Origin of the sequence: Pseudarthrobacter sp. NPDC058362 (genome assembly GCF_042723515.1) — a bacterium.
Classification (GTDB): Bacteria; Actinomycetota; Actinomycetes; order Actinomycetales; family Micrococcaceae; genus Arthrobacter.
Window position 1 is genome coordinate 458,099 of the sequence record NZ_JBHXIW010000001.1, and the last position, 24,183, is coordinate 482,281.

Annotated in this window: 30 protein-coding genes; 23 read left to right on the forward strand and 7 right to left on the reverse strand. The window is 66.3% G+C overall.

Going from position 1 to position 24,183, the window contains the following annotated elements; all coding sequences use genetic code 11:
* The first annotated feature begins 258 nt into the window (after window positions 1–258).
* Genes paaA through ACFWIX_RS02145 form a run of 6 tightly spaced genes read left to right on the forward strand, consistent with a single transcriptional unit; the run spans window position 259 to window position 5,153 of the window.
* The gene (gene paaA, locus ACFWIX_RS02120; protein WP_377214455.1) at window positions 259–1,281 is read left to right on the forward strand and encodes a 1,2-phenylacetyl-CoA epoxidase subunit PaaA; all 1,023 of its coding nucleotides are present in this window, start codon (window positions 259–261) and stop codon (window positions 1,279–1,281) included.
* Window positions 1,278–1,655, forward strand: a complete 378-nt coding sequence (gene paaB, locus ACFWIX_RS02125) for a 1,2-phenylacetyl-CoA epoxidase subunit PaaB (protein ID WP_377214456.1) — start codon at window positions 1,278–1,280, stop codon at window positions 1,653–1,655. Before paaA ends, paaB begins: the two co-directional genes overlap by 4 nt.
* Complete coding sequence (paaC, locus tag ACFWIX_RS02130) at window positions 1,652–2,575, forward strand: 1,2-phenylacetyl-CoA epoxidase subunit PaaC (RefSeq protein WP_377214457.1); 924 nt, start codon at window positions 1,652–1,654, stop codon at window positions 2,573–2,575. The genes paaB and paaC overlap by 4 nt, the downstream gene beginning before the upstream one ends.
* A 5-nt stretch (window positions 2,576–2,580) precedes the next feature.
* Window positions 2,581–3,108 carry a 1,2-phenylacetyl-CoA epoxidase subunit PaaD gene (gene paaD / locus ACFWIX_RS02135; protein ID WP_377214458.1) on the forward strand — a complete coding sequence of 176 codons (528 nt, stop codon included), beginning with the start codon at window positions 2,581–2,583 and terminating at the stop codon, window positions 3,106–3,108.
* 11 nt (window positions 3,109–3,119) lie between these two features.
* The gene (gene paaE, locus ACFWIX_RS02140; protein ID WP_377214459.1) at window positions 3,120–4,346 is read left to right on the forward strand and encodes a 1,2-phenylacetyl-CoA epoxidase subunit PaaE; all 1,227 of its coding nucleotides are present in this window, start codon (window positions 3,120–3,122) and stop codon (window positions 4,344–4,346) included.
* Window positions 4,347–4,373: 27 nt separating this feature from the next.
* Entirely contained in the window at window positions 4,374–5,153 is a 780-nt protein-coding gene (locus ACFWIX_RS02145; RefSeq protein ID WP_377214460.1) for an enoyl-CoA hydratase/isomerase family protein, read from the forward strand.
* Here ACFWIX_RS02145 and ACFWIX_RS02150 read toward each other — a convergent pair.
* Together ACFWIX_RS02150 and ACFWIX_RS02155 are read right to left on the reverse strand one after the other, a co-directional pair.
* Window positions 5,150–5,524: a response regulator transcription factor gene (locus ACFWIX_RS02150; RefSeq protein ID WP_377214461.1), complete on the reverse strand. Its 375-nt coding sequence runs from the start codon at window positions 5,522–5,524 to the stop codon at window positions 5,150–5,152. The two genes, ACFWIX_RS02145 and ACFWIX_RS02150, sit on opposite strands and share 4 nt — an antisense overlap.
* A 146-nt stretch (window positions 5,525–5,670) precedes the next feature.
* The gene (locus ACFWIX_RS02155; RefSeq protein ID WP_377214462.1) at window positions 5,671–5,895 is read right to left on the reverse strand and encodes a hypothetical protein; all 225 of its coding nucleotides are present in this window, start codon (window positions 5,893–5,895) and stop codon (window positions 5,671–5,673) included.
* Between the two features lie 436 nt (window positions 5,896–6,331).
* Here ACFWIX_RS02155 and ACFWIX_RS02160 point away from each other — a divergent pair, with 436 nt between their 5' ends.
* The 3 genes from ACFWIX_RS02160 to ACFWIX_RS02170 all read left to right on the forward strand — a co-directional run bounded on the left by ACFWIX_RS02160 (window position 6,332) and on the right by ACFWIX_RS02170 (window position 8,735).
* The gene (locus tag ACFWIX_RS02160; protein WP_377214463.1) at window positions 6,332–6,862 is read left to right on the forward strand and encodes a hypothetical protein; all 531 of its coding nucleotides are present in this window, start codon (window positions 6,332–6,334) and stop codon (window positions 6,860–6,862) included.
* A 531-nt stretch (window positions 6,863–7,393) separates the two neighbouring features.
* The gene (locus ACFWIX_RS02165; protein ID WP_377214464.1) at window positions 7,394–7,894 is read left to right on the forward strand and encodes a hypothetical protein; all 501 of its coding nucleotides are present in this window, start codon (window positions 7,394–7,396) and stop codon (window positions 7,892–7,894) included.
* Between the two features lie 148 nt (window positions 7,895–8,042).
* A complete protein-coding gene (locus tag ACFWIX_RS02170; RefSeq protein ID WP_377214465.1) occupies window positions 8,043–8,735 on the forward strand; it encodes a D-alanyl-D-alanine carboxypeptidase family protein in 693 nt (230 codons plus the stop codon).
* A gap of 11 nt (window positions 8,736–8,746) precedes the next feature.
* On the opposite strand, the gene ACFWIX_RS02175 is transcribed toward ACFWIX_RS02170, so the two are convergent.
* Genes ACFWIX_RS02175 through ACFWIX_RS02195 form a run of 5 tightly spaced genes read right to left on the reverse strand, consistent with a single transcriptional unit; the run spans window position 8,747 to window position 12,446 of the window.
* Window positions 8,747–9,250, reverse strand: coding sequence for a hypothetical protein (locus ACFWIX_RS02175; protein ID WP_377214466.1), 504 nt, complete (start codon window positions 9,248–9,250; stop codon window positions 8,747–8,749).
* Between the two features lie 21 nt (window positions 9,251–9,271).
* Complete coding sequence (locus ACFWIX_RS02180; protein WP_377214467.1) at window positions 9,272–9,646, reverse strand: flagellar assembly protein FliW; 375 nt, start codon at window positions 9,644–9,646, stop codon at window positions 9,272–9,274.
* Window positions 9,643–10,530: a flagellar hook-associated protein FlgL gene (gene flgL, locus ACFWIX_RS02185; protein ID WP_377214468.1), complete on the reverse strand. Its 888-nt coding sequence runs from the start codon at window positions 10,528–10,530 to the stop codon at window positions 9,643–9,645. The genes ACFWIX_RS02180 and flgL overlap by 4 nt, the downstream gene beginning before the upstream one ends.
* A gap of 3 nt (window positions 10,531–10,533) precedes the next feature.
* Entirely contained in the window at window positions 10,534–11,955 is a 1,422-nt protein-coding gene (gene flgK, locus ACFWIX_RS02190; RefSeq protein WP_377214469.1) for a flagellar hook-associated protein FlgK, read from the reverse strand.
* Window positions 11,956–11,963: 8 nt separating this feature from the next.
* The gene (locus ACFWIX_RS02195; protein WP_377214470.1) at window positions 11,964–12,446 is read right to left on the reverse strand and encodes a flagellar protein FlgN; all 483 of its coding nucleotides are present in this window, start codon (window positions 12,444–12,446) and stop codon (window positions 11,964–11,966) included.
* Window positions 12,447–12,691: 245 nt separating this feature from the next.
* Here ACFWIX_RS02195 and ACFWIX_RS02200 point away from each other — a divergent pair, with 245 nt between their 5' ends.
* The 14 genes from ACFWIX_RS02200 to ACFWIX_RS02265 all read left to right on the forward strand — a co-directional run bounded on the left by ACFWIX_RS02200 (window position 12,692) and on the right by ACFWIX_RS02265 (window position 24,175).
* Window positions 12,692–13,555 carry a flagellin gene (locus ACFWIX_RS02200; RefSeq protein WP_377214471.1) on the forward strand — a complete coding sequence of 288 codons (864 nt, stop codon included), beginning with the start codon at window positions 12,692–12,694 and terminating at the stop codon, window positions 13,553–13,555.
* A gap of 159 nt (window positions 13,556–13,714) precedes the next feature.
* The gene (gene fliD / locus ACFWIX_RS02205; RefSeq protein ID WP_377214918.1) at window positions 13,715–15,049 is read left to right on the forward strand and encodes a flagellar filament capping protein FliD; all 1,335 of its coding nucleotides are present in this window, start codon (window positions 13,715–13,717) and stop codon (window positions 15,047–15,049) included.
* Complete coding sequence (gene fliS / locus ACFWIX_RS02210; protein ID WP_377214472.1) at window positions 15,046–15,477, forward strand: flagellar export chaperone FliS; 432 nt, start codon at window positions 15,046–15,048, stop codon at window positions 15,475–15,477. Before fliD ends, fliS begins: the two co-directional genes overlap by 4 nt.
* Window positions 15,464–15,793, forward strand: coding sequence for a hypothetical protein (locus tag ACFWIX_RS02215; protein WP_377214473.1), 330 nt, complete (start codon window positions 15,464–15,466; stop codon window positions 15,791–15,793). The genes fliS and ACFWIX_RS02215 overlap by 14 nt, the downstream gene beginning before the upstream one ends.
* 139 nt (window positions 15,794–15,932) lie before the next feature.
* On the forward strand, window positions 15,933–16,274 hold the full coding sequence (flgB, locus tag ACFWIX_RS02220; RefSeq protein WP_377214474.1) for a flagellar basal body rod protein FlgB: 342 nt from the start codon (window positions 15,933–15,935) through the stop codon (window positions 16,272–16,274).
* Window positions 16,274–16,666: a flagellar basal body rod protein FlgC gene (locus ACFWIX_RS02225; RefSeq protein WP_377214475.1), complete on the forward strand. Its 393-nt coding sequence runs from the start codon at window positions 16,274–16,276 to the stop codon at window positions 16,664–16,666. The genes flgB and ACFWIX_RS02225 overlap by 1 nt, the downstream gene beginning before the upstream one ends.
* Window positions 16,666–16,971 (forward strand): flagellar hook-basal body complex protein FliE, encoded by a 306-nt coding sequence (gene fliE / locus ACFWIX_RS02230; RefSeq protein WP_377214476.1) that lies wholly within the window; start codon window positions 16,666–16,668, stop codon window positions 16,969–16,971. The genes ACFWIX_RS02225 and fliE overlap by 1 nt, the downstream gene beginning before the upstream one ends.
* Window positions 16,971–18,566, forward strand: coding sequence for a flagellar basal-body MS-ring/collar protein FliF (gene fliF / locus ACFWIX_RS02235; protein WP_377214477.1), 1,596 nt, complete (start codon window positions 16,971–16,973; stop codon window positions 18,564–18,566). Before fliE ends, fliF begins: the two co-directional genes overlap by 1 nt.
* A complete protein-coding gene (gene fliG, locus ACFWIX_RS02240; RefSeq protein WP_377214478.1) occupies window positions 18,563–19,579 on the forward strand; it encodes a flagellar motor switch protein FliG in 1,017 nt (338 codons plus the stop codon). Before fliF ends, fliG begins: the two co-directional genes overlap by 4 nt.
* On the forward strand, window positions 19,563–20,201 hold the full coding sequence (locus ACFWIX_RS02245) for a FliH/SctL family protein (protein ID WP_377214479.1): 639 nt from the start codon (window positions 19,563–19,565) through the stop codon (window positions 20,199–20,201). The genes fliG and ACFWIX_RS02245 overlap by 17 nt, the downstream gene beginning before the upstream one ends.
* Window positions 20,198–21,526 carry a FliI/YscN family ATPase gene (locus tag ACFWIX_RS02250; RefSeq protein ID WP_377214480.1) on the forward strand — a complete coding sequence of 443 codons (1,329 nt, stop codon included), beginning with the start codon at window positions 20,198–20,200 and terminating at the stop codon, window positions 21,524–21,526. The genes ACFWIX_RS02245 and ACFWIX_RS02250 overlap by 4 nt, the downstream gene beginning before the upstream one ends.
* On the forward strand, window positions 21,526–21,951 hold the full coding sequence (locus ACFWIX_RS02255; RefSeq protein ID WP_377214481.1) for a flagellar export protein FliJ: 426 nt from the start codon (window positions 21,526–21,528) through the stop codon (window positions 21,949–21,951). The genes ACFWIX_RS02250 and ACFWIX_RS02255 overlap by 1 nt, the downstream gene beginning before the upstream one ends.
* Window positions 21,951–22,688 carry a C40 family peptidase gene (locus ACFWIX_RS02260; RefSeq protein ID WP_377214482.1) on the forward strand — a complete coding sequence of 246 codons (738 nt, stop codon included), beginning with the start codon at window positions 21,951–21,953 and terminating at the stop codon, window positions 22,686–22,688. The genes ACFWIX_RS02255 and ACFWIX_RS02260 overlap by 1 nt, the downstream gene beginning before the upstream one ends.
* Window positions 22,685–24,175 (forward strand): flagellar hook-length control protein FliK, encoded by a 1,491-nt coding sequence (locus ACFWIX_RS02265; RefSeq protein WP_377214483.1) that lies wholly within the window; start codon window positions 22,685–22,687, stop codon window positions 24,173–24,175. The genes ACFWIX_RS02260 and ACFWIX_RS02265 overlap by 4 nt, the downstream gene beginning before the upstream one ends.
* The last annotated feature ends 8 nt before the right edge of the window (window positions 24,176–24,183 follow it).

A 24,183-nucleotide genomic window follows, 5' to 3' on the forward strand; every position in this document is an offset into this window, starting at 1 on the left:
CGCCACCGCCGCCGCGGGCGTGTTTTCGACGCGCATATTTGTCCTCGACCCCGGCCTGCACTGGCGCACCTCATATATGGGCCGCGCCGGCGCATCTGCGAGTCGATTCCGAATATGCGCATCGAAAACGGAGCAGCGGGCCCGGCAACGAACCACCCGCCCAACACGCTTGACGCCCCGCGCCCCTTCCGCATATCCTGAACGAACGGTCGGTAAATAATTCCGCACGTCCCCGAAGGTCATTGCATAGGAGCAACCATGGCAGCGCATACCCTGCAGTCAGTGCCCGCCGAGCCACCCGCCCAGAGCGGGCCAGGCCAGACGAACCAGGCGCAGCTGGACGCCGAAGGCCAGGCCAACTTCGACCGCATCATCGCCGAGGACTCGCGCATTGAGCCCAGGGACTGGATGCCGGCCGCGTACCGCAAAACCCTGCTCCGCCAGGTGAGCCAGCACGCGCACTCGGAAATCATCGGCATGCAGCCCGAGGCCAACTGGATCTCCCGCGCCCCCAGCCTCAAGCGCAAGGCCATCCTCATGGCCAAGGTCCAGGACGAGGCCGGCCACGGGCTCTACCTCTACTCCGCCGCCGAGACCCTTGGACAAACAAGGGACAAGATGATGGATGACCTCATCGCCGGCAAGGCCCGCTACTCCAGCATCTTCAACTACCCGGCCCTGACCTGGGCGGACATGGGTGCCATCGGCTGGCTGGTGGACGGCGCAGCCATCTGCAACCAGGTCCCGCTGTGCCGCGCCTCCTACGGCCCGTACGGCCGCGCCATGGTCCGCATCTGCAAGGAAGAATCGTTCCACCAGCGCCAGGGCTTCGAGATCCTCCTGGAACTCGCCAGCGGCACCGAAGCGCAGAAGCAGATGGCCCAGGACGCCGTGAACCGCTGGTACGCCCCGGCCCTGATGATGTTCGGCCCGCCGGACGACGATTCCCCCAACTCCAAGCAGTCCATGGCCTGGAACATCAAGCGCTTCAGCAACGATGAGCTCCGCAGCCGCTTCGTGGGCATGATGGTGGAGCAGGTCAAGGTCCTCGGCCTCACGCTCCCCGATGACAAGATCCGCTTCAACGAGGACACGAAGAAGTGGGAGCACGGTCCGCTGGACTGGGAAGAGTTCCATGAGGTGCTCGCAGGCCGCGGCCCGTGCAACGCCCAGCGCCTTGAGCGCCGCCGGGAAGCGCACGACGCCGGCGCCTGGGTCCGCGAGGCAGCGGCGGCTTACGCAGCAAAACAGTCAGCCAAGGCAAAGGAATACGCAGCATGAGTCCCCACGGCAACCCGGAAGCCCCCGCAAGCGCCGCCGCCGAGATCAACCGCGAAGCGCCCAAGGCAAGCCCCGCCCCGGAGCACCACGACAGGAGCGCCTGGGGCCTTTGGGAGGTCTTCGTCCGGTCCAGCCGCGGCCTGAGCCACGTCCACGCCGGCAGCCTGCACGCTCCGGACGCCGCGATGGCCCTCCGCAACGCGCGGGATCTTTACACCAGAAGGAACGAAGGCGTCTCCATCTGGGTGGTCCCCGCGGAGGCGATTGCCTCCAGCGACCCGGACTCCAAGGGCGCGTTCTTCGAGTCGCCGCAGGGCAAGGACTACCGGCACGCCACGTACTACACCAAGAGCGAAGGGGTGAAGCACCTGTGAGCTCCACCCATACCGAAGGCCACGGCGACATCTCCACCGGCGTGGCTGCACCCAGCGGCAGCGGCGACTCCAACGCTTCCGCAACCCGCATCACGCCCGGCAACGCGCTCCGTCCCGAGGACATCGCCCTCGAGGTCAGCACCGGTGCAGCCCGGCCCAGCCAGGACGCCGCCGAGTACGCGCTAAGGCTGGGCGATGACGCCCTGATCCTCGCCCAGCGCCTGGGCCACTGGATCTCCCGGGCCCCGGAGCTGGAAGAGGACATCGCCCTGGGCAACATCGCCCTGGACCAGCTGGGCCACGCCCGCAGCTTCCTCACGTACGCCGGCGCCGGCATGCCCCGCGAGGACGGCACGCCCCGGACCGAGGACGACTTGGCCTACTTCCGCCGCGAGCACGAGTTCCGCAGCGTCCAGCTGTTCGAGCAGCCCAACGGGGACTTCGCGGCCACCATCGCCCGCCAGTTCGTGGTGAGCTACTACCAGTTCCTGCTGTACACAGAGCTCACCAGGTCCACCGACCACACGCTCGCCGCCATCGCAGCCAAGGCCGTGAAGGAAGTGGACTACCACCGGGACCACAGCGCCCAGTGGGTCCTGCGCCTGGCCGGCGGCACGGAGGAATCCCGCCAGCGGATGATCCACGGCCTGCGCACCATGTGGCCGTACGTCAACGAACTCTTCCAGGACGATGACCTGGTGACGCGCCTCGCTGAGGCGGGTGCCGCCGTCGTGCCTTCCACGCTCCGGGAGGAGTTTGACCGGCTCACCGGCGAAATCCTGGCCGAGGCGGAGCTGGACGTCCCGGACGTCCCGCCCGCACCCGGCGGCGGACGCCAGGGCAGGCACTCGGAGTACCTCGGCTATATTCTCGCGGAGATGCAGGTCCTCGCCCGCGAGCATCCCGGGGCGAGCTGGTGACCGTCATGGCCATCGGGATTGACCAGCGCCAGAAGGCCTGGGACATCGCTGCCACGGTGTGCGATCCGGAGATTCCGGTGCTCACCATTGCTGATCTGGGCATCCTCCGCGATGTTGAGGTGACGCAGGGGACGGACGACGGCGGCACGCCCCAGGGCGTCCGGGTCACCATTACTCCGACCTACTCGGGCTGCCCTGCCATGGACGCCATCCGGGATGACCTGAAGACGGCCTTCGCGAAGGAGGGCTACCAGGACGTGCAGGTGGACCTGGTCCTCTCGCCCGCCTGGACCACGGACTGGATGTCGGACGAGGGCAAGGCAAAGCTGCAGGAGTACGGCATCGCCCCGCCCAGCGGCAACTCGAAGGCCGGCGGCCACTCCGGCCCCATCCGCCTGAGCCTGGCCGTGAAGTGCCCGCAGTGCGCCAGCCTCAACACCAAGGAACTCACCCGGTTCGGTTCCACCTCCTGCAAGGCGCTGTATGTCTGCCAGGACTGCAAGGAACCGTTCGACTACTTCAAAGTCCTGTAAAGGAAGCACCCATGCCTGTTGTCCGCCAGACCGCCGCCGAAGAAGCGCAGGTGACCGGCCGCCGTCGTCCGTCCTTCCACACGCTCACCGTGAAGGAGGTCCGCCGGCTCACCGACGACGCCATTGAGGTCTCCTTCCACGTGCCCGCGGAGCTCGCCGGCCAGTTCGACTACCTGCCCGGCCAGTACGTTGCCCTGCGCACCACGCTCCCGGACGAGACCGGGGAGCCGAAGGAAATCCGCCGCAGCTACTCCATCTGCGCCGAGCCCAGGAGCTTCGCGGACGGCACCAGCGAGATCCGCGTGGCCATCAAGAAGGACCTGGGCGGGCTGTTCTCCACGTGGGCCAACGCCGAGCTCAAGGCCGGCGACACCCTGGACGTCATGAGCCCGATGGGCGCGTTCGTGTCCAAGCACGGGCGGGACGGCCAGTCGGTGGACCAGAACGTCATGAATTCGATGAACCACCCGGAGGAGCTGGCAGGGGAGTCGGGCAGCTTTGTGGCCATCGCGGCAGGCTCCGGCATCACCCCGGTGATCGCGATCGCCCGGACGTTGCTGGCCGCCAACCCGGACACCCGGTTCGACCTGATCTACGCGAACAAGGCCGCCATGGACGTCATGTTCCTGGAGGAGCTGGCGGACCTGAAGGACCGGTACCCGCAGCGGCTGGCCATCCACCACGTGCTGAGCCGCGAGCAGCGGATCGCGCCGCTGCTGTCCGGCCGGATCGACGCCGAGAAGCTGCAGCAGCTGCTGGGCACTGCCATCCACGCGGACGATGTGGACGAATGGTTCCTGTGCGGTCCGTTCGAGCTGGTGCAGCTGTGCCGGGACACCCTGGCCGAGCGCGGCGTGAAGCCGGAGAACGTCCGGTTCGAGCTGTTCACCTCCGGCAAGCCGGACCGTCCCGAGGGCAACGCCGGCCGTCCCGTGCTGGTGGACGAGTCCAAGGAAACCTACAAGATCACGTTCAAGCTGGACGGCCTCCAGGGCGAGGTGGCCAGCCCCACGCACGCCCGCGAGTCGATCCTGAACGCCGCGCTGCGGGTCCGACCGGACGTTCCCTTCGCCTGCGCCGGCGGCGTGTGCGGCACGTGCCGGGCCAAGGTGGTCACCGGCAGCGTGACCATGGACGAGAACTACGCGCTGGAGCAGGATGAGCTGGACAAGGGCTATGTGCTCACATGCCAGAGCCACCCCACCAGCAAGGAAGTCACGGTCGACTTCGACGTTTAGCCTTTATTCCGCGATTTGAGGAGCTCCATGATTTCGCTGTCCATCAACAACCATGTTGCCGAGGTGGTGCTGGACGCGCCGCACAAGCTCAATTCGCTCGACGAGCAGGCGCTGAAGGATTTAGCACAGGCGTACGACGACGCCGCTGCCGCCGCCGAACGTGGCGAGGTGCGGGCGCTGCTCCTGCGCGGAGAGGGGCGCGCCTTCTGCGCGGGTCGGGACATCGCGGGCGTCACGCCGGAGAGCGACGACGCCGCAGCGTACCTGGGCGGGCTGGTGGAGCCCTTGCTGAAGAAGATGGCAGCGTTCCCCGCCCCGACCTTCGCGGCGGCGCAGGGGGCCTGCCTGGGCGTCGGGCTGGGGCTGCTGCTGGCCACGGACGTGGTGTACGTGGCGGAGAACGCGAAGTTCGGCTCGCCGTTCGCCAAGCTGGGGGCCACGTTGGATTCGGGCGGGCACTGGTACTTCGCGGAGCGGCTGGGCATGCACCGGACACTGGACCTGATCTACACCGCCGAGCTGATGTCCGGCGCCGAGGCCGTGGCGCAGGGAATGTTCAGCCGGGCGATGCCGGCCGGCTCGCTGCTGGAGACGACGCGGGGGATTGCTGGCCGGGTGGCTCTTGGGGCGACGGGGGCGTTCGTGGCGTCCAAGGAGTTGGTGGCGCACATCCGGGACCAGCGGCTGGGCCTGTGGGCGTCCATGCAGGAGGAGAACGCCGAGCAGGCACGACTCTGCAAGACGGATGATTATGCCGAGGGTTTCCGGGCTTTCCAGGAGAAGCGGGAGCCGCAATTCAAGGGCTAGTTTGACGGATGCGGGCAGCTACAGCGCGGTGTGGTGTCTTCGGGCCGACGCTGGTTCGCGCGCAGCTTTTCCACGCGCCTGCGCAGCTCCAGGGGGCTGAATGGTTTGGCCATGAGCTCGTTGACCCCCGCATCATAAGGGCTGTCCGCGAGTTCCCCGTGTCCGGTGAGCATCTTTACCGGCGTCTGACTGAACGTCCGGATCTGCCGGATGGCTTCGACACCATTGAAGTCCGGGAGCCCGAAATCGACAAGTACCACGTCGGGGCTGTACTTCCGCACGGCTTCGACGCCGGAGGCAGCGGTGCCGGTGGTCCGCACCTCCAGGCCTGCCCCGGTAGCTCGTGGGAAAACCGGTGCGCCTGTAACCATGCCACGCCATCGCCGGCCGGTGCCTTCGGCCTGCTCATGATCACCGGATGTTCCCCTTTGTTCCCGCGTGCAGTCCCTATGCAGAAGCTAGCACAGGCCTAAGGATGCTAAGGCTGAAGAGGAGGTTTAACAAGGTGAGTGGTTCCCTAGTGCAGAATGGCTCTGATCTCAGCTCGAATGAGCCGCTCGGCCAGTTCGCCAAGGTCCAGGTTCAGGACGGCTTTGAGGGCGCGAGCCATATCGGGCGCTGCCGCCACGAAGTCCGCCAGGCCTGGATCGGACTCCAGTTCCCTCCCAAGCTTTATCTTGACGTCATCAGCGGTCCAGTGGCTCTGAGTGTGCAAGCTGGTGAGTATGCTCTTGGCCGTCATGGCTGGTCCTTCGCTGTGCCCTGCAGCAGCCGTTGACGGCTGCTTCCGGATTCGCTTTATAGCTCTGACTATGCCGGACGGGGCTCAAGAACAGCGCCGGTAACAAGCCGGATTTAATCAGGATTTCCCCAAAATTCCGGAACCCGTGTCCGCGACCCATGACTTCGCTTTCCGTTGCTGATGTGTTGACCGCGATAGGAGTTGGGCGCACCGCAAATGCTGGCCCGCTGGATGTTCTGGTCCTAAGGGATTTAGCACAGGCGAACGATGGCGCCGCCGTGTATCCGGACACAATGCTGTGAGTTCAGGTGTATTGGCATATCGGCTGCTAAATTTCATGCAGTCGGGGGACAGCGGCTGACGTCGTACGTGGAGCGTGCGGTCGCAGGCAGTTTGCCTGTCTCCCAGTTCATGGCACTACAAGCGGAGGCCCCGAATGGATCGAATTTCCCATCTTTTCCTTGGTGTTGCGACTACGACGGTGCTGGTGGCTGCGATGGCGGTCCCCTCATCAGCCGCGACTTCATCGGATACCGCAACCACAGTGGTTGTTACTGGCGGTGGCTTATCCATTACGGCACCGGCGACGGCAGCTCTGTCTGATGCCGCCCCAAGTTCAACTGCCACTGCGAACATCGCGGGGGTGCAGGTTACCGACACCCGAGCAGGCACGATTGGATGGAGCGCCACGGTCAGGTCCACGGATTTCACGCCGTCCGTGGGAGGTGCAGGCAGTATTCCCGCAACAGCGGCTGCCTACATTCCTTCCGGCATGGCATCGGTGACAGGCCTAGCCGTGGTTACTCCTTCTAGCCAGTCTGATTTGTCGACGCCCAAAACCGTCCAGACGGCAACGATGGTGGTAGGCAACAACGCGGCGTCGTGGACCGCTGCGTTTCAGGTTGCGATCCCCTCAACCGCTGTAGCCGGCACTTATTCGGGCACGCTCACGCACTCGGTACTGTAACCGGTGCGTTATGCCGTAGCCATAGTCGCTGTTTTCCTCGCTGTCTTGCCGATGCCTGCGGCCTGGGCGTTCAGTCCGCAAGCGCCTGCCTCTCCGGAAGCAGCAGCAGTACTTTCTGACCCTGCGGGACTGGAGATACGGTTACTCGATATACCGGCGAAGGCAGCGGATGATCCCCGTGCGCGCGCCTATGTCGTGGATCGGGTTTCGCCTGGAACGGAAATCAACCGCCGGATCCAGGTCAGGAACAATACCGGGGCGCGCCAGTCGCTACACCTGTACCCCGGGGCCGCCCGCATCCAGGATGGATCCTTCATCGGAGAGGATGCAGGTACAGGGAACGAGCTGAGCTCCTGGGTCTCCCTGGAGACGCCGCGGATTGCACTTGGCTCAGGTGAATCCGCGGAGGTACGGACGACCATCCGGGTGCCGCGGAATGCCGCGGAAGCCGAGCACTACGGGGCCGTCTGGGCCGAATTGAGGAGCGCAAACCCGGACGCCCGGGCTGGAAGCGTCACAACGGTTAATCGGGTGGGAATCCGTGTCTACCTCTCCGTTGGCCCAGGCAACGGCAAACCGGCGGACTTCGCCATCGGTTCCCTCACCGCTGTCCGGGGCGTTGACGGCAAGCCCCGTCTGAGCGCGCTGGTAACGAACACAGGAGGACGGGCCCTGGACCTCCAAGGCAGCCTGACATTGGCTGACGGTCCAGGTGCCCTTTCTGCCGGCCCCTTTGACACCAAGAAGGCGTCAACCCTGGCCACGGGCGAGAGACGGGAGGTGGTCTTTGAACTTCCGGCGGAGATCCCGAACGGGCCGTGGACGGCTGAGGTGCGTTTGAAAAGCGGGCTGCTCGAACGTGTTGCGTCTGCCCGGATCACCTTCCCGGACGAGGGAGAGAACGCGGCCTCGGTCCCCGTTCCGGGATCCGGCGGGTTGCTGTTCATCCTGGGCGCGCTGTCCATATTCGTGCTGGCCTTGCTGCTGGCGATATTGATTCGACGGCACAGGCGGACCAGTCGGGTGCCCTAGTTCGTCCCGCAGTAACCGTCGTGAGAGTTGTGCCGATAGTTCAGCCGTGCCTTTGAAGGGAAACAGAGCGGGAGGTCACCGGCAACAACGCTCTTGGAAGCTTGTTGGTGCTGCCGACGATGGAACCGCGTCTCGGCAGCCCGTCGTCGTGCATCTTGCCCTGGTGGCCGCTGGCTGCCTGGCCGCTTTATCCGCAGCCTACGGTGCGGCCGGACCGGATGTTCAGGCTGCAGTTCCTGCCGGCTCTGCGATCCTTGGCGCCGAGGACCTCCCTGCGCACCAGCAGGATCTTCCGCTTCTGGTCACCAAGGAACGCCCCCTCCAGCCGCTGACGTACGTTCCGGGTGACTTGGTCTCCGTGGCCGGCACCCGGCTCACGGCGGGTGCTGCGCGGGACCTCGCATCCATGCTGAAGGCCGCCGCGGCCGATGGTGCACCTGTCCGAGTAATCAGCGGATACCGCTCTTATCAAGAACAGGACGCCCTGCATTCAGGATATGTGGCGAAGTTTGGCGCCGGGCGGGCATCGGAGTTGTCGGCGGAGCCGGGTCACAGCGAACATCAGGCCGGGCTCGCCGTGGACATCGCTGACCCCTCCGGTGGGTGTGCTCTGAGGCCGTGTTTCGCCGAGACGCCCGCCGGTGCCTGGGCTGCCGAGAACGCGTGGCGGTACGGGTTCATCGTCAGGTACCCGGCGGACGCGCAGGATGTCACCGGCTATAGCTATGAGCCATGGCACCTGCGGCATGTCGGCGTCACCACGGCGGCAAAGATGCACCGCGCTTCGGCAGCGACGCTTGAGGCGTACCTCCAGAGCCAGGAACGCCCTCCGGCGCACTGAAGCGGCTGGCGTCAGACCATTTGCCGGCTGAGTTCCCGGGCCCGGGCCAGCGCTTGCTGGCAGTCCTCGATGAGCTGGTCGCGGTGCCCGGTGGCCCGGTAGAGATCGCGCGCCCACTCGAATTCGGCTGCGGCATCACGGTAGCGTGCTTCGTCGAAGAACCGGCGGCCGATCTGGTGCCGGACGAGTGCTTCCCGGGCCCGGGTGCGTGCCTGGCGGAGTGCTTCTTCCTGGAGTCGGGCCGCTTCATGCCAGGAGTATTGCCGCTGGTAGGCGTGCGCGAGGACCAGCAGCGGACGTAACGGGTCTGTCGAGGCGTCCAAGAGCTGCCGGCCCTCGAGGATGGCTTCCCGTGTGCGGTCCAGCAGGCTGAGGATCCACACCCGTTCCAGCGGCGCGCAGTCCTCCAGGCGGGCTTCCATGGCGTCCCGGTCCAGAACGACGTCCCGCAGCGTCGCGGGGTCGGTCTGCCAGTTGCCCGAGGGTTCCGTCTCCAGGCCGGACGTCGCTGCCATGGCTTATGGTCTCCTTGCTGCTTACCCGGCGAGGGGAAGCTGGGCGCGTACCGGCCAGTTGCTGCCTTCAAGGACCACCTGTGCGCACTTTCCGCTGTCCGGGTTCACCACGATGGGCGCCATGAGGTTCACCGTGGTGCCTTCTTCCGCCGGGTTGGCCACCAGGAGGAACCGCACACCGGCGTCGCCGGGGGCCAGCGGTTCCAGCTGGGCAGCTGACAGGCGGGGCTGGTAATCCGGAGCGTAGATGGCAGGATCCAGCAGGAAGAGTCGAAGTGCTGCTTCGTCAGCCGAGCGGAGCGAATAAAGGCCCTCGGCTCCGTCAACGGCTTCGAGATCGAACTCTACGAACGGCGCAAGCCCGGGTAACGGCGCTGTGAAAGTCAAAGCGCTCATCGCAGGAAGTCCATGAGCGCAGGCTGCAGTACTTTCGCTGTCACGGCCAGAGCGGTCCGGTAATTGACCTCCTGGAGGTTCATTTCCAGGATGGCCTGCCCGGCGTCGACATCCTCGACACCGGAACGCTGGGCCTCCAGCAGGCCGGAAAGGTCCATGTTTATCTCTTCCGCACGTAGGAGCTGGGCATGGCGGGTGCCAATGTCGGCATATTGTCCAATGAAAGCTTCATGCCTGGCGTCGATGGGCGCAAGGTGCCTGCCAACATTCACACCGCCTCGAAGATCAGCCACGATGTTATCCACCAGGCTGAACACGGAGCCTGCGCCGGTGCCGAAAACTGCCGCGCCTTCAGCATCCACCCGGACGGTGGTGCCGGGAGCTATCCGACGCTCCACCGCGGCACCGGGAACGCCGGTAAAAGCCGGGGGATTGTCAGCGGTGAAGGCACCCGCCGCATCCGAGGTGCCGGCGAAGACGCTGCGGCCCAGGTACTGGGTGTTCGCCTGGCTAAGCAGGTCGGCGCGCAGGCCCTCAAGCTCGACGGCGATCGCCTGGCGCGCTGCCGGCGGCACCGAATCGTTCGCTCCCTGCAGGGTCAGGTCCCTGACGCGGTTGAGGATGCCCGTCGCAGTGCCCATCGCGGTATCAAGGGTGGTCAGCCAGCCGTTGCCGTTGGCGATGTTGCGGCCATACTGGCCCACGGCTGCCTGCTCGGCGCGCACCCTGAGGGACGCTGCGGTGCCCGAAGGGTCATCAGAAGGGCGGGTAATTTTTTGCTGCGAGGAGACCTTTTCCTGCAGGGCCGCCATCCGTGTCATGTTCGACTGCAGGTTCCGCTGCGCAGCGATGGTCAGGGTCTGGTTCGTTGAGCGCGCAATCATGGGTTACCTTCCTACCAGGCCGGTGCGGTTGATGAGCACATCCAGCATTTCATCTACAGCAGTCATGACCCGCGCTGCGGCTTGGTACGCGTGCTGGTTACTCAGGAGGTTGACGTTTTCCTCGTCCAGGCTCACGGCAGCCTGGGATAACTGGGCATCCTTCGCGGTGTTGGCAGCGGCTTCCGCCAGCACACCGCGCTGCAGTTCAGTCCTGGCGGCGGAACCGAGTTGGATCACGAAGGTGTTCCAGGCATCGTCCGGGGAGCCGGCGCCTGAACTGATCTGCGATACCGTGTCGGCGTTGCTGCCATCGAACGGTCCCGCGCCGGGCCTGCCGGTGGCGAGGCCGGAGGCATCCGTGGGTACAACGCGCAGGCCGGCCGCCGGGGCCAGGTCGGGGGCGAGGCCGAAAAAGTCCAGGCCGGTGCTGCCATCCACGCTGTTCCCTGAGCGGTGCACGGTGTTCACGGCGCTGGACAGCTTCTCCGCGAAGGCGTTGTAGGACGCTGCTGCCTCGGCGATGGCGCCTCCGGAACCGGCGCTGGCCGGGGCCAGCAGGGACAGGGAACCTGCCATTTCGCCGCTTTCAAGTCCGACGGCGGTACCCGGGCGGTGCGTCCACTCCAACTGGAGGGGGGTCGTGGACGCCTCTTCCATGCGGTTTGCCCCGGCGATCTGGACTGTCCGGTGCCGGTCGCCCGAGACTAGGCTGTTGCCGCCGACGAAAACATCTACGGTGCCGTCCGCATTGTCGCGTACGGTTCCCCCGGCCAGAGCGGCAATCTCCGCGGTGAGAAGGCTTCGCTGGTCCACCAGTTCATTCACGGAACCACCGGCGGAGAGCGCGGTGCGGATGCGGATATTCAGGTCTGCTACCTGCGATGCAGCTGCATTGAGCTGGTGGGCCATACCGGATACCTCGGAGCGGGTGCGGCTCCAGAGGGCGTCGATATCCCCATATCCTCGGCTGAGCTGGGCTGCCAGGGCCCCCGCTTCCTGGAGCACGGCATTGGTGGGTGCGGCTTCGCCGGCCTGGTTGGCCAGGTCCTGCCAGGCACCCCAGAACCGCTGGAGCTGGGCGCTGAGGCCGTTCTTGCCGGGTTCGCCCAGGACGTCCTCCAAGGAGGTCAGGACCTCGGCCCGGATGGCGGTGTAACCGGCCGTTGCGGTGCTGGCCCGGGCCCGTGCGTCGAGGTAGGCGTTACCCAGCCTGGCGATCGCGTCCACCGAGACTCCTTGGCCTGCGGAGGGCCCGCTGGCGAAAAGGCCGGTGCGGCCAACAGGCCCGGTGGCGGAAGTCTCCAGCCGTTGGCGCGTGTAGCCCTCGGTTCCCGCGTTGGCCACGTTCTGGCCTGCGACGTTGAGCGCCTGGCGGGCGGCGGACAGGCCCGTGTAGGCCGTATTGAGGCCGCTGAATGTACTCACGGATTTCCTTAAAGTTGCCGGTCCAGAAGGGACGTACCGGAAGTAGGAGAGGCAAGGCCTTGGGAGTCGTAGGTCCCTGCCTCGGTGCGGAGATTAGCCAGCGTTTCCTGGCTGGACTTCACGGCCGCCCGCAGGAAGATTTCATTGGCGTCGCGCAGCTCCTTGATGCGGCTGGTCAGTGCGAGCAATTCCCTGAGGTGCCCCTCGAAGATTTCCGCCCAGGGCCCGGCCGGCGCTTTCGCCACGATGTCCCGCAGCGTGGGCTGCTCGCCGAGGTTCCATTCGGCTGCAAGTGCCGCTACGGCCACTTCACGCGAGAGTGCCTCGGAGCGCAGGTGCTCCACCACCTGTTCCACCTCGCGGGTGGCGTGGTGGAGCCATTTGGTGTTGCCCGTAGTTAACAGCAGCTGTTCTTCTTCAAGCTTGAAGGTGAGGAGTCCCAGGAGCTCCCGTTCGCGCCAGAGCAGTGCCGACAGTTCATTGGCCGCCACGCGCCTATTCAACTCCCTTGGATGCCAGTGCAGTGATGCGTCCCGCACTTCTTACGCTGTTCACTGTCGTCCTGTATGCAACCGGCGTTAGGCATTGGGTCCAAGGGAAGGTGCAAGCTTGCATCAAGGTTAAATCAAGAATTTTTTTGTATCGGCTAACGGACGCGGGCGCCGCGGCGATAGTGCTTGGTGTCGCCCCACGGATGGAGCGGCTTAGTTTCACCCACATCACGGAGGAATTCATCATGGGTATGCAGATTAACACCAACATTTCCGCGCTTAACGCTCACCGGAACCTGTCCAACACGCAGAACGACCTGTCCAAGTCGCTGGAGAAGCTTTCCAGCGGCCTGCGCATCAACCGTGCAGCTGATGATGCTGCCGGTCTTTCCATCTCGGAGGGCCTGCGTTCGCAGATCAACGGCCTGAACGTTGCTGCGCGCAACGCCCAGGACGGCATCTCGGTCATCCAGACCGCTGAAGGCGCCCTGTCCGAGGTTCACTCCATCCTGCAGCGTATGCGTGACCTGGCCGTCCAGGCCGGTAACGACTCGAACAACGCAGAATCCCGTGACGCCATCAAGACTGAGATTGATGGCCTGGCTTCGGAACTGAACCGAATCCAGACCAACACCGAGTTCAACGGCATCAACCTCATGGACGGCTCCACTAAGTCGTTCCAGGTAGGGGCCAACGGTAACGCAGGCACGGACGTCTCCAACACCATCGCCGTCGATCTGACTGACCTCGCCACCGCTCTGACCGGCGTCGTCACCACTAACGCCACCGGTGGCGACGTGACTGCAACGATCACCGTAGACACTGCAGCTAACGCTGCTCTCGCGATCGAGGCGCTGGACACCTCCATCACGGCGATCAGCACCTCCCGCTCTGAGCTGGGTGCAAAGCAGAACCGCTTTGAGTCGGCGATCAACAGCCTGAACGTCACCCGCGAGAACCTGCAGGCCGCAGAATCCCGCATCCGCGACACCGACATGGCGGGTGAAATGGTCAGCTATACCCGCTCGAACATCCTGTCCCAGGCCGGTACCGCCATGCTCGCGCAGGCCAACCAGTCCAACCAGGGCGTGCTGCAGCTGCTGGGCTAATACCAGTAACACGGTAAGTAAACGCCGCCGGCAGTGGCCAGGAAGGACAAACAAAGTCTTCCTGGCCACTGCCGGCAGCGGTCCCGTCCGCAACAGCTGCTTCATCTAGTACATCCAAGGATTCTTATGGGCTTCGCGCTATCTGGTATCGCCACGGGAATGGACACCGCTGGGATCATCAAATCATTGATGAGGATTGAAGCAATCCCGCAGACGCTGCTCAAGAACCAGGTTTCGGCCTCGCAGAGCATGGTGACGTCCCTGCAGACGCTGAATGCCAAAATCGCGTCCCTGGCCGAGTTGAGCAAGGCAACTGCCAAGACTGGCGCCTTGGACCTCTTCGTGGCAACGTCCAGCACCGACGGCGTAACGGCCAAAGCCGGTCCCGGCGCCACCGCCGGTTCCGTTGACTTCACTGTTGATCGGCTGGCCCAGACCCATGCGGGCGTCAGCGCCGCCATGACTGCCTGGCCTAACGACCCGCCGGTCCTCACCTTCGTAGCCGCCGACGGCACCCGCACCGAGGTCACCGCAGCATCCACGAGTCTCGACGACGTTGTCTCCGCCGTGAACGCTTCAGCGGCGGCCGGAGTGACCGCGATGAAGGTCGCCACCGGCAACGGGGAGCACAGGCTCCAGCTGACCTCCGAAACTTCTGGTGCTGCAGGATCCTTTTCCGCCTACCGTGGCAGCATCGCTGACCTCGAGGCCGGTACCGCCACCGATCTCTTCGCAGAAACCGGCGCCGCCGTCATCAAGACGGGCCGGGACGCCCAGGTCACCCTGTGGGCCGGAACGGGCGCAGCGCAAGCCATCACGTCGTCGTCCAACACCTTTACGCGGTTGCTGCCGGGGGTAGACGTGACGCTCACCTCTGTGCCCACCGCGCCGGTCACCGTCACCGTTGCCGGAGACAGCGAACAGGTCACCAAGAAGGCCGAAGACCTGGTCAGCGCGCTCAACGGCATCTTCGCCTACATCAAGTCCAACAGCGCCGTCACCCCGGCGGCCGGATCCGCCGGCACCAAGGCGGGCAACTTCACCGGCGACAGCACGGTACGTGATGCCAACCACCGGCTGCTCTCGGCGGCATCCCAGCCGGTAGGTGGAAAATCACCCTCGGAGATCGGTATTACGATCACCAAGGACGGAAACTTCACCTTTGACTCCGCGAAGTTCTCCGCCGCGCTGGCAGCAGATCCCGCGCTTGTGGAGTCGACGCTGCAGACGATCGCTGGCCTGGTGGAAGCTGCTGCCACCATCAGCTCCGACAAGTACACCGGGCTGATCACCGCCAGTATTAACGGCCGGCAGTCCGTGGTTAAGAACATGCAGGACCAGATCCTGAAATGGGACGATCGTCTGGCAGTCCGTGAAGAGACGCTCAAGCGTGTCTACTCGGGACTGGAGGTCCAGATCAGCCGCATGAACTCACAGTCGGCTTGGCTCGCCTCCCAGCTCGCTACCCTTCCCCGAGGAGACTCAGGATCATGACAACAGCCGCAATCTTCAACCGGCAGCGTGACCAGCTCCGCCGTGAGGCTATCCTCTCGGCCACGCCGGCTCAGCTCGTGACCATGCTGTATGACCGTCTGCTAGTGGACCTGCGCCGGGCGGAAGCGGCCCAGGACGCTGCAAACTGGCCGGTTGCCTCCGAGAACCTGCTGCACGCCCAAGCCATCATCGCCGAGCTCACGGCGTCCCTGGACACCAAAGCCTGGGATGGCGCAGACAACCTGCTGGGCATCTACAACTACGTTTCCTCCGCCTTGGTCTCCGCCAACCTGCACCGGAGTGTGGACCGCACCCGCGAAGCCATCCGGCTCCTGGAACCGCTGCAGCAGACGTGGCATGAAGCTGCGGCGCAGCTGCCCGCCCGTACGCCGGCGACGGCATCCGGCGCGAGCCTTGGCATTGCCTGAGGTGGCAGGCCAAAAATCCGGTGCGGACGCCGACTGGGAGTCCGTGCTGGCCGATTTTGAGGCTGACCTGCTGTCCGCCCAGGATCGCGATACTGACGAGGCTCCCGTATCCGCACCGTGGAATGCCCCCCGGGACCTTGGCCCGCTGCCCGCGCGCCTCGCCGGAAGGGCCGACCGGATCCTCCGCGCCCAGCGACAGGCGCTCATCGCGCTGCAGCAGGCTAAGGAAGACACCGCAAAACACCTCGCTGCCCTGGACGCCATTCCCTCCGTCCGGCCGCCACTGCAGTCGGTTTACCTCGACGTCGAAGGCTAACCCAACCGACTGGTAACAAATCCCCGGATGCCGCTTACGTGCCCGGAAGCTGTGCCGATAGAACTAGGTGAGCACGGATGCCTCACCTCCCAGGCCATGGATCGGCCGCCACAAACTTCTGCACAAGTAGGGCTTCTCTGTGTTTAATTCGGTATCAGCCGTGGCGCTGGAAAGCGCCTTGGACGGGTTGGCGTTGCGCCAGCGCACCATTGCGAACAACATCGCCAACGTCAACACACCGAACTTCAAGGCCCAGAGGGTAGCGTTCGAAGCAGCCCTGGCCGGTTCCGTCAAGGCAGGCGATGGCCGCGCCCAGGCGAGCGTTGAGGGCTCCCTCGAACCCACGCGACTGGACGGAAACAACGTCAACCTCGAAACAGAGACGCTCTCCAACATCGACACCGTCCTGCGCTACCAGTTCGCCGCACGTGCGGCCGAGGGAAGCTTCTCCGCAGTGCGCGCAGCAATGAGGACCAACTGATGACCTTTGACGCCATCGGCATCGCCGGGACCGGCATGACCGTCCACCGTAAATGGCTCGACGCCGTCTCGGACAACCTGGCCAACATCAACAACGCTTCCTCTACAGACGGGGCTGCCTTCCAGGCCAGGTACGTCCTGGCCCAGGCCGGACAGGGCAACGCCGGCGTCTACGTCGCCGGAGCCGAATTCGGCGACGCCGAAGGCCGCGTGGTGCACCAGCCCGACCACCCGCTGGCCGACGAAGACGGTTACGTCCGCTACCCGGACATCGACATGGCCGAACAGATGGGCTCGCTCATCATGGCCCAGCGCGGCTACCAGGCAAATGCAGCGGTTGTTGACCGCGCCAAAGAGACCTACCAGGCCGCACTCCAGATCGGAAAATCCTGATGCCCATCAGCCCCATTGGCGCCGTCCAGTCCGTCGCGCCCACCGGTTACCTCGCCAATCCAGCAGCAGTCAGCCCCAGCGACGGGGACGGCTTCGCTTCTTCGCTGACGGGCGCCGTGGACAACCTCCAGCAACTGCAGGCCACGTCCAAGGAGCTGGCCATCAAGGCCGTTACCGGCGATCTTGACGACATCCACTCCGCCACCCTGGCGTCCACCAGGGCGCAGGTGACCCTGGAGCTTGTCGCTGCCGTGCGGAACAAGGGCGTTGACGCCTTTAACGAGATCATGAGGATGCAGGCCTGATGCCACCGAAGATTAACGGCTTCCTGCAGCGGGCAGGCGGGGTGGTCCAGGGCTTCAGCGTGGCCCAGCGCACCTTGGTGATCCTTGGTATCGCAGTACTGGCATTGGGCGGCTTCGCCCTGACCGCCGTGCTGACCAAGCCCTCCTACACGCCGCTCTTCTCCGGGCTCCAGGCCTCCGACGCCAGCACCATTGTGGAGCAGCTGCGGGCCGACGGCGTGCCCTACGAATTGAGCGGCGGCGGAAGCACCATCCTGGTGCCCGAGGCCAATGTCTATGACCAGCGGCTCAAGGCTGCCTCTGCAGGCCTGCCCTCCTCCACGGCCACCGGTTATGCCTTGCTCGATGACATGGGCGTGACGTCCTCCGAGTTCCAGCAGTCGGTCACCTACAAGCGTGCCCTCGAAGGCGAACTGGCTGCTACGGTGACCGCCCTGGAAGGCGTCAAGAAGGCGTCCGTCCGGCTCGCCATCCCCGAAGAGACCGTCTTCGTCTCTACCAAATCCGAGCCCACTGCGTCAGTCTTCGTGGAAACACAGAACGGCGTCACCCTCAGCGCAGACCAGATCCAGGCCATCGTGCACCTGACTTCTGCCTCAATCGAGGGTATGAAGGCCGAAAACGTGGCCGTCATCGACTCGAAGGGAACCGTTCTTTCCGCCGTCGGCGCAGGAGCCACCGGCTCGGCCGACAAGCAGGCCGCCGATTACGAAGAAAACGTCCGGAACTCCGTCCAGTCCATGCTGGACCGTGTGGTGGGACCCGGCAATGCCACGGTCGCTGTGGCAGCGGACATCAGCCGCGAATCCGCTGAACGGGTTGAAGAGGCTTTCACGTCACCCCGGGAAGACCTGGCCCTGAACGAGTCCACCAAGACCGAAACCTATGAGGGTACCGGCGGCCCTGCCGCGGGCGTCCTGGGCCCGGACAACATTGCCGTTCCGGGCGGTACCGGCGACGGCGGGACGTTCAACTCCGAAGAGAGCACCCGCAACAACGCCGTCAACAAGGTCACCGAATCCCGGAAGATTCCCGCCGGAACGCTGACCCGCCAAACCGTCTCCGTGGCCGTCAACGACGCCGCAGCCGCTGGAATCGACGTCGGCCGCATCACCGATCTGGTTCAGGCGGCCGCTGGCATCAACGCTGACCGCGGCGACGAGGTCACGGTTCAGGTCGTTCCTTTCAACACCGCAGGGGCCGATGCGGCAGCGGAGGCATTGGCAGCCGCCGACGCAGCCGCCGAGGCAGAAAGGATGGCGGGCCTCATCCGCACCGCCATCATCGTGGCCGGCGTCCTCCTCCTCATGCTCCTGGCCGCTGTCCTCTATGCCCGGCGCTCCCGCCACCAGCTCAGGGAACCGGTGGATCTGGGCGAACGCTACGACCCGCAGCCGGAACTCGTGACGGTCCCCGCCCCCATTGCCCTCGGTCCGCCCACGGCGGCCATCGACATCCAGGCCCTGCCGGTACCCCCGGTCGAAGCAGCCGACATTGAACTCAAGCGCGCCCAGATCGACGCGTTGGCGGGCAGCGATCCGGAACGGACCGCGGAATACCTCCGCAGCCTGATCGATGACAGGCAGCCGGTATGAACACCGTCCAAAAGGAACTGACCGGGATCCAAAAGGTCGCGGTGGTGCTGATGCAGATGAACCAGGACAAAGCCGTGCTGGTCATGCAGCAGTTCTCCGAGACCGAGGCGCAGGAAATTGCCGCGGAGATCGTCAAGCTGCGCAGGGTGGACGCCGGCGTTGCCGAAAGCGTCATCACCGAATTCCACGAACTGACGGTCAGCGGCCGCCGGCACGCCCACGGCGGCAAGGGATTCGCCGTCGGCCTCCTGGAGGCATCCTTCGGTGTGGAGCGCGCCGCAGGCGTGATGGACCGGCTGACATCCTCCATGGCCGGCAAGTCGTTCGAATTCCTGGACAACGCGGAGCCGGGCCAGATCATTGCAATGCTCGACGGCGAGCTTCCGCAGACTATCGCGCTGGTGCTCGCCCACCTGCCGCCGCACGCCGCCTCCGCCGTCATGTCCGGGCTGTCGGAGGGTTCCCGGACCGAGGTGGCACACTGCATCGCCACCATGGGCACCGCCACCCCGGAAGCCGTGGCCGCAGTGGCGGACACGCTCAAGGCCCGGGCCGGCGCCGTCGTTGCACCTGAACACGTAGACGCCGTGGGCGGCATCCAGCCGCTGGTGGAAATCATCAACCGTGCGGATGTCCTGACCGAAAAGTCCGTCCTGGACGGCCTGCAGGACCTCGACCCCGAGCTTGCCGAGGAAATCCGTTCCCGCATGCTCACCTTCGCTGACATCGTCAAGCTGGAGCGCCGCGACATCCAGCGCATCCTCCGCGGCGTCAACGTCTCCGTGCTTGCGTTGGCCATGAAGGGCGCCAGCCCTGCCGTGCTGGAAGCCATCCACACCAACGTGTCTGAACGCAACCTCGAAATCCTGGAATCCGAGATCAGTTCGATGGGCCCTGTCCGTTCTTCCCAGGTGGAGGAGGCCCGGTCCGAGATCGTCCGGTCCATCCGCGAGCTTGAGGCCGAAGGTTCCATCACCGTGCGCAGGGGCGACGAAGATGCCTTTGTCTACTAAGGACGGGTTCGCCCAGATGGCGTTTCCGCAGCTGCGCCGGCCGGAGCCGGAAATTCACGACGACGGGTACGTCCACGGGCATGCCGCCGGCTACACCGCCGGGCTCCGCGCCGCCGAAGCCGAGCGCCTGCGCCTGCTGGAGGAACTGGAAGCCGACCTGGCTGCGCGCCGCGACGAGCAGCAGCGTGAAGCCCGTTACCTGGCCCGGCTGCTACAGTCTGCAGCCGAGGTCCTTAGTGCGCGCACCGTTCCGACCGTTGCCGCCGCGGAGGAGACCCTGGTGGTTGCCGCCGTCGAGCTCGCCGAAGCCATCCTGGGCTATGAGCTGGCGGACCGCTCCAAGGCAGCCCGGGCGGCGCTGGACCGCGCCCTCTCCGGCAGCAAGGGGCTGGAGGTCGTCACCATCCGGATGAACCCGCAGGACCTCGATGTCCTGGAACGGGCAATGGCCGACGGCGTGTCCCCGGCCGGCGAACCTGGCCGGCCCGCCGTCGGACTCACTCCGGATCCCGCGCTCAGCTGCGGTGATGCCGTGGCGGAACTTCCGCACGGTTTCCTGGATGCCAAAATCAGCACTGCCCTGGCCCGGGCCAAGAGCGCACTGGCGGTGGAACAACCGTGACGATCCTCGACTGGCGGCCCCGGGCCGCCAACTTTTCTGCCGCGATCGGCGCAGCCCGGCCCGAGCGGGTGGGCACTGTCTCCTCTGTCCTCGGACTGGGGCTGGAAGCGGCCGGCATTGACGCCGCGATCGGTGACCTGGTCACCGTGGGCGACGGCGAAGGCATCGACGCCGAAGTGGTGGCCGTGTCAGCAACGGGCTTGCGGTGCATGCCGCTGGGCAGCATCGCCGGCATCAGCGCCGGGGACCCCGTCCGAACCAAGGGCGTGGCCCTGCTGGTGCCCACCGGCCGCGGACTGCTGGGCAGGGTGATCGACGGCCTGGGCCGGCCCATTGACGGCAAGGGCCCGCTCCGCACCGAGGCGCTGGTTCCGCTGGACCACCCCACCCCGTCGGCGATGCACCGCGCACGGATCAGCACGCCATTGCAAACCGGCGTGCGCGTCCTGGACACGCTCACCACCCTGGGCCGCGGCCAGCGGCTGGGTCTCTTTGCCGGCTCGGGCGTGGGCAAGTCCTCGCTGCTGTCCATGATCGCCCGCGGCACGGATGCCGAGGTGTCAGTGATCGCCCTGGTGGGGGAGCGCGGCCGCGAAGTGCGCGAATTCCTCGAGGACGATCTCGGCGCCGAGGGCCTGGCCCGGTCGATCGTGGTGGTCTCCACCTCGGACGAGCCTGCCCAGATGCGCCTGCGGGCAGCCTTCACGGCCACGCGCATCGCCGAAGCGTTCCGCGAAGGGGGCTCCGACGTCGTCCTGATGATGGATTCCCTGACCCGCGTGGCGATGGCGCAGCGCGAGATCGGCCTGTCCGTTGGCGAGCCGCCGGCCACCCGCGGCTACCCGCCGTCGACCTTTTCGGTGCTGGCCCAGCTGCTGGAACGCGCCGGTACCGACCGCGAAGGATCCATCACCGGCGTCTACACCGTGCTGGTGGACGGCGATGACCACAACGAGCCGATCGCGGATTCGGCCCGCTCCATCCTGGACGGGCACGTGGTCCTGGACCGCCGGCTGGCAGTCTCCGGGCACTTCCCCTCCGTTGACGCCCTGGCGTCCATCTCGCGGCTGGCCTCCAAGGTCAACCCGCCGGAGTATTCGGCAGCCGCGGCGAAGCTGCGGAAAGTCATGGCGGCCCGGAACGCCGCGCAGGACCTGATCGACGTCGGCGCCTACTCCCGCGGCAGCAACCCCCTGGTCGACGCCGCACTGGACCATGAAGGCGCCATCGCGGCGTTCCTGCAGCAATTCATGAACGAAAGCACCCCGGCGGACCACGCCTGGACGCAGCTGATCAACCTCACCACCACCCTCGGAGAATCCTGATGGCACGACCCTTCCCCCTCGCAGGCCTGATGCGCCTGCGCCGACTCCAGGAGGACGAAGCCGCGAGCACGCTGGCGGCAGCGAACCGGACTGCCGGACTGCACGCGGACCGGCAGCGGGCCGCCCGGCACGAACTGGACTCCACCAGCAGCGAAGCCAGCGGCACGCCTGCCCTGCTGGCTGTTGCCGCGGCCCGGGCATCGGCGCGCAGCATGCTCGCCACCCTGGACGCGCTGGCCGTCGAACATCAGGCCGCTGCCGCCGCAGCGCACGAAAGCTACCTTCAGGCGCGCCTGCACGCGGCCGGGATCGAAAAGCTGGAGGCCCGGCACCATGCTGCCGCCCGCGGCGAAGCGCTGCGCGCCGAACAGATCGGCCTGGACGAACTCGCAGTGCGCGGCCGGACGATCGGCGGGCAGCACTGATGCCGATGATCGAAGCCGTAGGACGGATGCAGGAAATCCGCGCTGCGCTGACGCAGATGTCGGGACAGACCCCTCCGGTGCAGCAGATCCAACAGCGCCCGGCTCCGGCCGGCACTGCCGCAGGACTTCCGGCCGACCCCGCGGCGTTTGACCAGGCCCTCGAAGCCCTGACCGCGTCCATGCCGGGCCTCGGCGGCACCGGCACCGCGGGCTTGAACCCGGCAACGCCCGCGGCCACGGCACCCGGCGCAGACGGCCCGCCCGCCAGCGCGGGCAAGATCGGCGAGACGGCGGCCAAGTACGTCGGCCTGCCCTACATCTGGGGCGGCAACGACCCCGCCGTGGGCCTGGACTGCTCCTCTTTCGTGCAGAACGTGTACCGGGACCTCGGTTACGAGCTGCCCCGCGTCACGTGGGACCAGATGAAGCAGGGCACGGCCGTGCCGTCCATGGCCCAGGCCAAGCCCGGTGACCTGCTGTTCAGCTTCAACGGCGGCCACGTTGCCCTCTACCTGGGGAACGGCAAGGCCATCGATGCGCCCCAGCCGGGGAAGACCATCCAGGTCCGCGACGCCTGGGAAACGGACGCGAACGTCACCGCCATCCGCAGGATCCTGCCCGCCGGCGACGTCGCGGCCGCTTCCGTGCCCGGCGGTGCCGGGACCGCGGGTGCTGGCGACCTTTCCGGGCTGCTGGCCGCGGCCCGTTCACCCCTGATGGCCGGTGCCGTCAGATGATAACCATTGACCAGTCCCGCCTAGGGACATCAGCTCCCCTGCCCCGCAAGGACAAATCCGCGGGCATGGGGGACGCCGGGTTCGGCGTCCAAATGCGGAAGGCTTTAGCAGCAGGGCCTTCTGAGCGCCGCGGGGACGGGGACCGCTCCGCGGCGTCCGCACCGGAACCCGCGGACCGCGGAGCCATTGAGAGGGCACGCCAGCGTGCCGTCGAAGATGCCCGCACTACGGCCCGGAACGACGCACGGAACAGCGGGATGGAGGGCGCCGGACCTGAGCCCGGCGCATCCGCACCCTCCGTGCAGAGGTCCGGGCGGGCTGGGTCCGCGGCGAACGAGGCAGTGCCGGCCGATGCAGCTACCGTAGCCGCGCAGGCAGGCATGGTCTCCGGTGCAGGTCCGGCAGCCGGGGAGTCCCTCGCGGGTCCGTCGGCTGCCGGGCCGCTTGCGGCGCAAACAGCTGCAGAAGCGGTGCCGTTTCCCCTTCCGGGAGGTCAGTCCGCAGGGACGGCCGCGCAGGGTTCCGAGGCAGCATTGAGCACGACGGCGGCCCGGCAGCTTCTGCAGCACGGGGCCACTGACGCCGCGGTCAGCGCCACTGCGGCAGCGCCCGGCCTTCCAGCGGCATTCGCCGTGTCTGGCGGCACGACGGGTTCCACCGGAACTCCGGGCACCACCTCAGCCACGGCCTTGAGCACGGCATCCGCCACCCCGGTGACGCAGCAGACTGCGGCTCCATTGGTGGGCAATGCGCAGGGTGCCGCCGGTAACTTGGGCGGAACCGCTGCCGATGGCGGGACCGCTGCCGGGGCCGCGGAGGGAAGCCTCGCCCCTGCAGTAAGCCTCGACCCTGCGGGAACTCTCGCCTCTGCGGCAACTCCGGCCGCTAGCGGGGGGAACATGCTCCCCGCCGCAGGTGACCTGCAGGAGCCGGCGCAACCCGCCGTCGTCGGCCCGGTCTCTGGAACACTCGGTCAAGGGACGCCAGCGCAGGCGCTCTCTCAGGCACCCGCGCCGGCAGCCGGGCAGGTTCCTGCCTCAGCCCACGCGCCGCTGGCAGGGCAGCTGGCCGGCCCGGTGTTTTCCCTGGCCACGGCAAAGCCCGGCCAGCACACCATGACCCTGAGCGTCACTCCGGAAAACCTGGGTCCGGTGACGGTCCGGGCGCACATCGGCGCCGAGGGCGTGCGGGTGGAACTGTTCGCCCCGAACGACGCCGGCCGTGACGCCCTCCGGTCCATCCTGCAGGACCTGAAGCGCGACCTCGCATCAGCGGGGCTCGGCAGCAACCTCGATCTCTCGGCCCGGAGCGGCCCGGACGACCATGCCCATGAAGGCGCCCAGGACGGTACTGGCGGCCGCCCCGCCGAACGTGCCGGCAACAGCCCGCGGCAGTTCCAGGCTGTCAGTTCCCCTGCCCTCCCCGGACAGGAAATCCACCCCCACCTCCGGTATGCCGGAACAACCGGCCTCGACGTACTGGCCTGAAGCAAGGA

What these genes read in the sequence shown, in the direction of transcription:
- paaA (WP_377214455.1), top strand. Translation starts at nt 259, where the DNA reads ATGGCAGCGCATACCCTGCAGTCAGTGCCCGCCGAGCCACCCGCCCAG.
- paaB (WP_377214456.1), top strand. Translation starts at nt 1,278, where the DNA reads ATGAGTCCCCACGGCAACCCGGAAGCCCCCGCAAGCGCCGCCGCCGAG.
- paaD (WP_377214458.1), top strand. Translation starts at nt 2,581, where the DNA reads ATGGCCATCGGGATTGACCAGCGCCAGAAGGCCTGGGACATCGCTGCC.
- paaE (WP_377214459.1), top strand. Translation starts at nt 3,120, where the DNA reads ATGCCTGTTGTCCGCCAGACCGCCGCCGAAGAAGCGCAGGTGACCGGC.
- ACFWIX_RS02145 (WP_377214460.1), top strand. Translation starts at nt 4,374, where the DNA reads ATGATTTCGCTGTCCATCAACAACCATGTTGCCGAGGTGGTGCTGGAC.
- ACFWIX_RS02150 (WP_377214461.1), bottom strand. Translation starts at nt 5,524, where the DNA reads ATGGTTACAGGCGCACCGGTTTTCCCACGAGCTACCGGGGCAGGCCTG.
- ACFWIX_RS02155 (WP_377214462.1), bottom strand. Translation starts at nt 5,895, where the DNA reads ATGACGGCCAAGAGCATACTCACCAGCTTGCACACTCAGAGCCACTGG.
- ACFWIX_RS02160 (WP_377214463.1), top strand. Translation starts at nt 6,332, where the DNA reads ATGGATCGAATTTCCCATCTTTTCCTTGGTGTTGCGACTACGACGGTG.
- ACFWIX_RS02175 (WP_377214466.1), bottom strand. Translation starts at nt 9,250, where the DNA reads ATGGCAGCGACGTCCGGCCTGGAGACGGAACCCTCGGGCAACTGGCAG.
- ACFWIX_RS02180 (WP_377214467.1), bottom strand. Translation starts at nt 9,646, where the DNA reads ATGAGCGCTTTGACTTTCACAGCGCCGTTACCCGGGCTTGCGCCGTTC.
- flgL (WP_377214468.1), bottom strand. Translation starts at nt 10,530, where the DNA reads ATGATTGCGCGCTCAACGAACCAGACCCTGACCATCGCTGCGCAGCGG.
- ACFWIX_RS02200 (WP_377214471.1), top strand. Translation starts at nt 12,692, where the DNA reads ATGGGTATGCAGATTAACACCAACATTTCCGCGCTTAACGCTCACCGG.
- fliD (WP_377214918.1), top strand. Translation starts at nt 13,715, where the DNA reads ATGGACACCGCTGGGATCATCAAATCATTGATGAGGATTGAAGCAATC.
- fliS (WP_377214472.1), top strand. Translation starts at nt 15,046, where the DNA reads ATGACAACAGCCGCAATCTTCAACCGGCAGCGTGACCAGCTCCGCCGT.
- ACFWIX_RS02225 (WP_377214475.1), top strand. Translation starts at nt 16,274, where the DNA reads ATGACCTTTGACGCCATCGGCATCGCCGGGACCGGCATGACCGTCCAC.
- fliE (WP_377214476.1), top strand. Translation starts at nt 16,666, where the DNA reads ATGCCCATCAGCCCCATTGGCGCCGTCCAGTCCGTCGCGCCCACCGGT.
- fliF (WP_377214477.1), top strand. Translation starts at nt 16,971, where the DNA reads ATGCCACCGAAGATTAACGGCTTCCTGCAGCGGGCAGGCGGGGTGGTC.
- fliG (WP_377214478.1), top strand. Translation starts at nt 18,563, where the DNA reads ATGAACACCGTCCAAAAGGAACTGACCGGGATCCAAAAGGTCGCGGTG.
- ACFWIX_RS02245 (WP_377214479.1), top strand. Translation starts at nt 19,563, where the DNA reads ATGCCTTTGTCTACTAAGGACGGGTTCGCCCAGATGGCGTTTCCGCAG.
- ACFWIX_RS02255 (WP_377214481.1), top strand. Translation starts at nt 21,526, where the DNA reads ATGGCACGACCCTTCCCCCTCGCAGGCCTGATGCGCCTGCGCCGACTC.
- ACFWIX_RS02260 (WP_377214482.1), top strand. Translation starts at nt 21,951, where the DNA reads ATGCCGATGATCGAAGCCGTAGGACGGATGCAGGAAATCCGCGCTGCG.
- ACFWIX_RS02265 (WP_377214483.1), top strand. Translation starts at nt 22,685, where the DNA reads ATGATAACCATTGACCAGTCCCGCCTAGGGACATCAGCTCCCCTGCCC.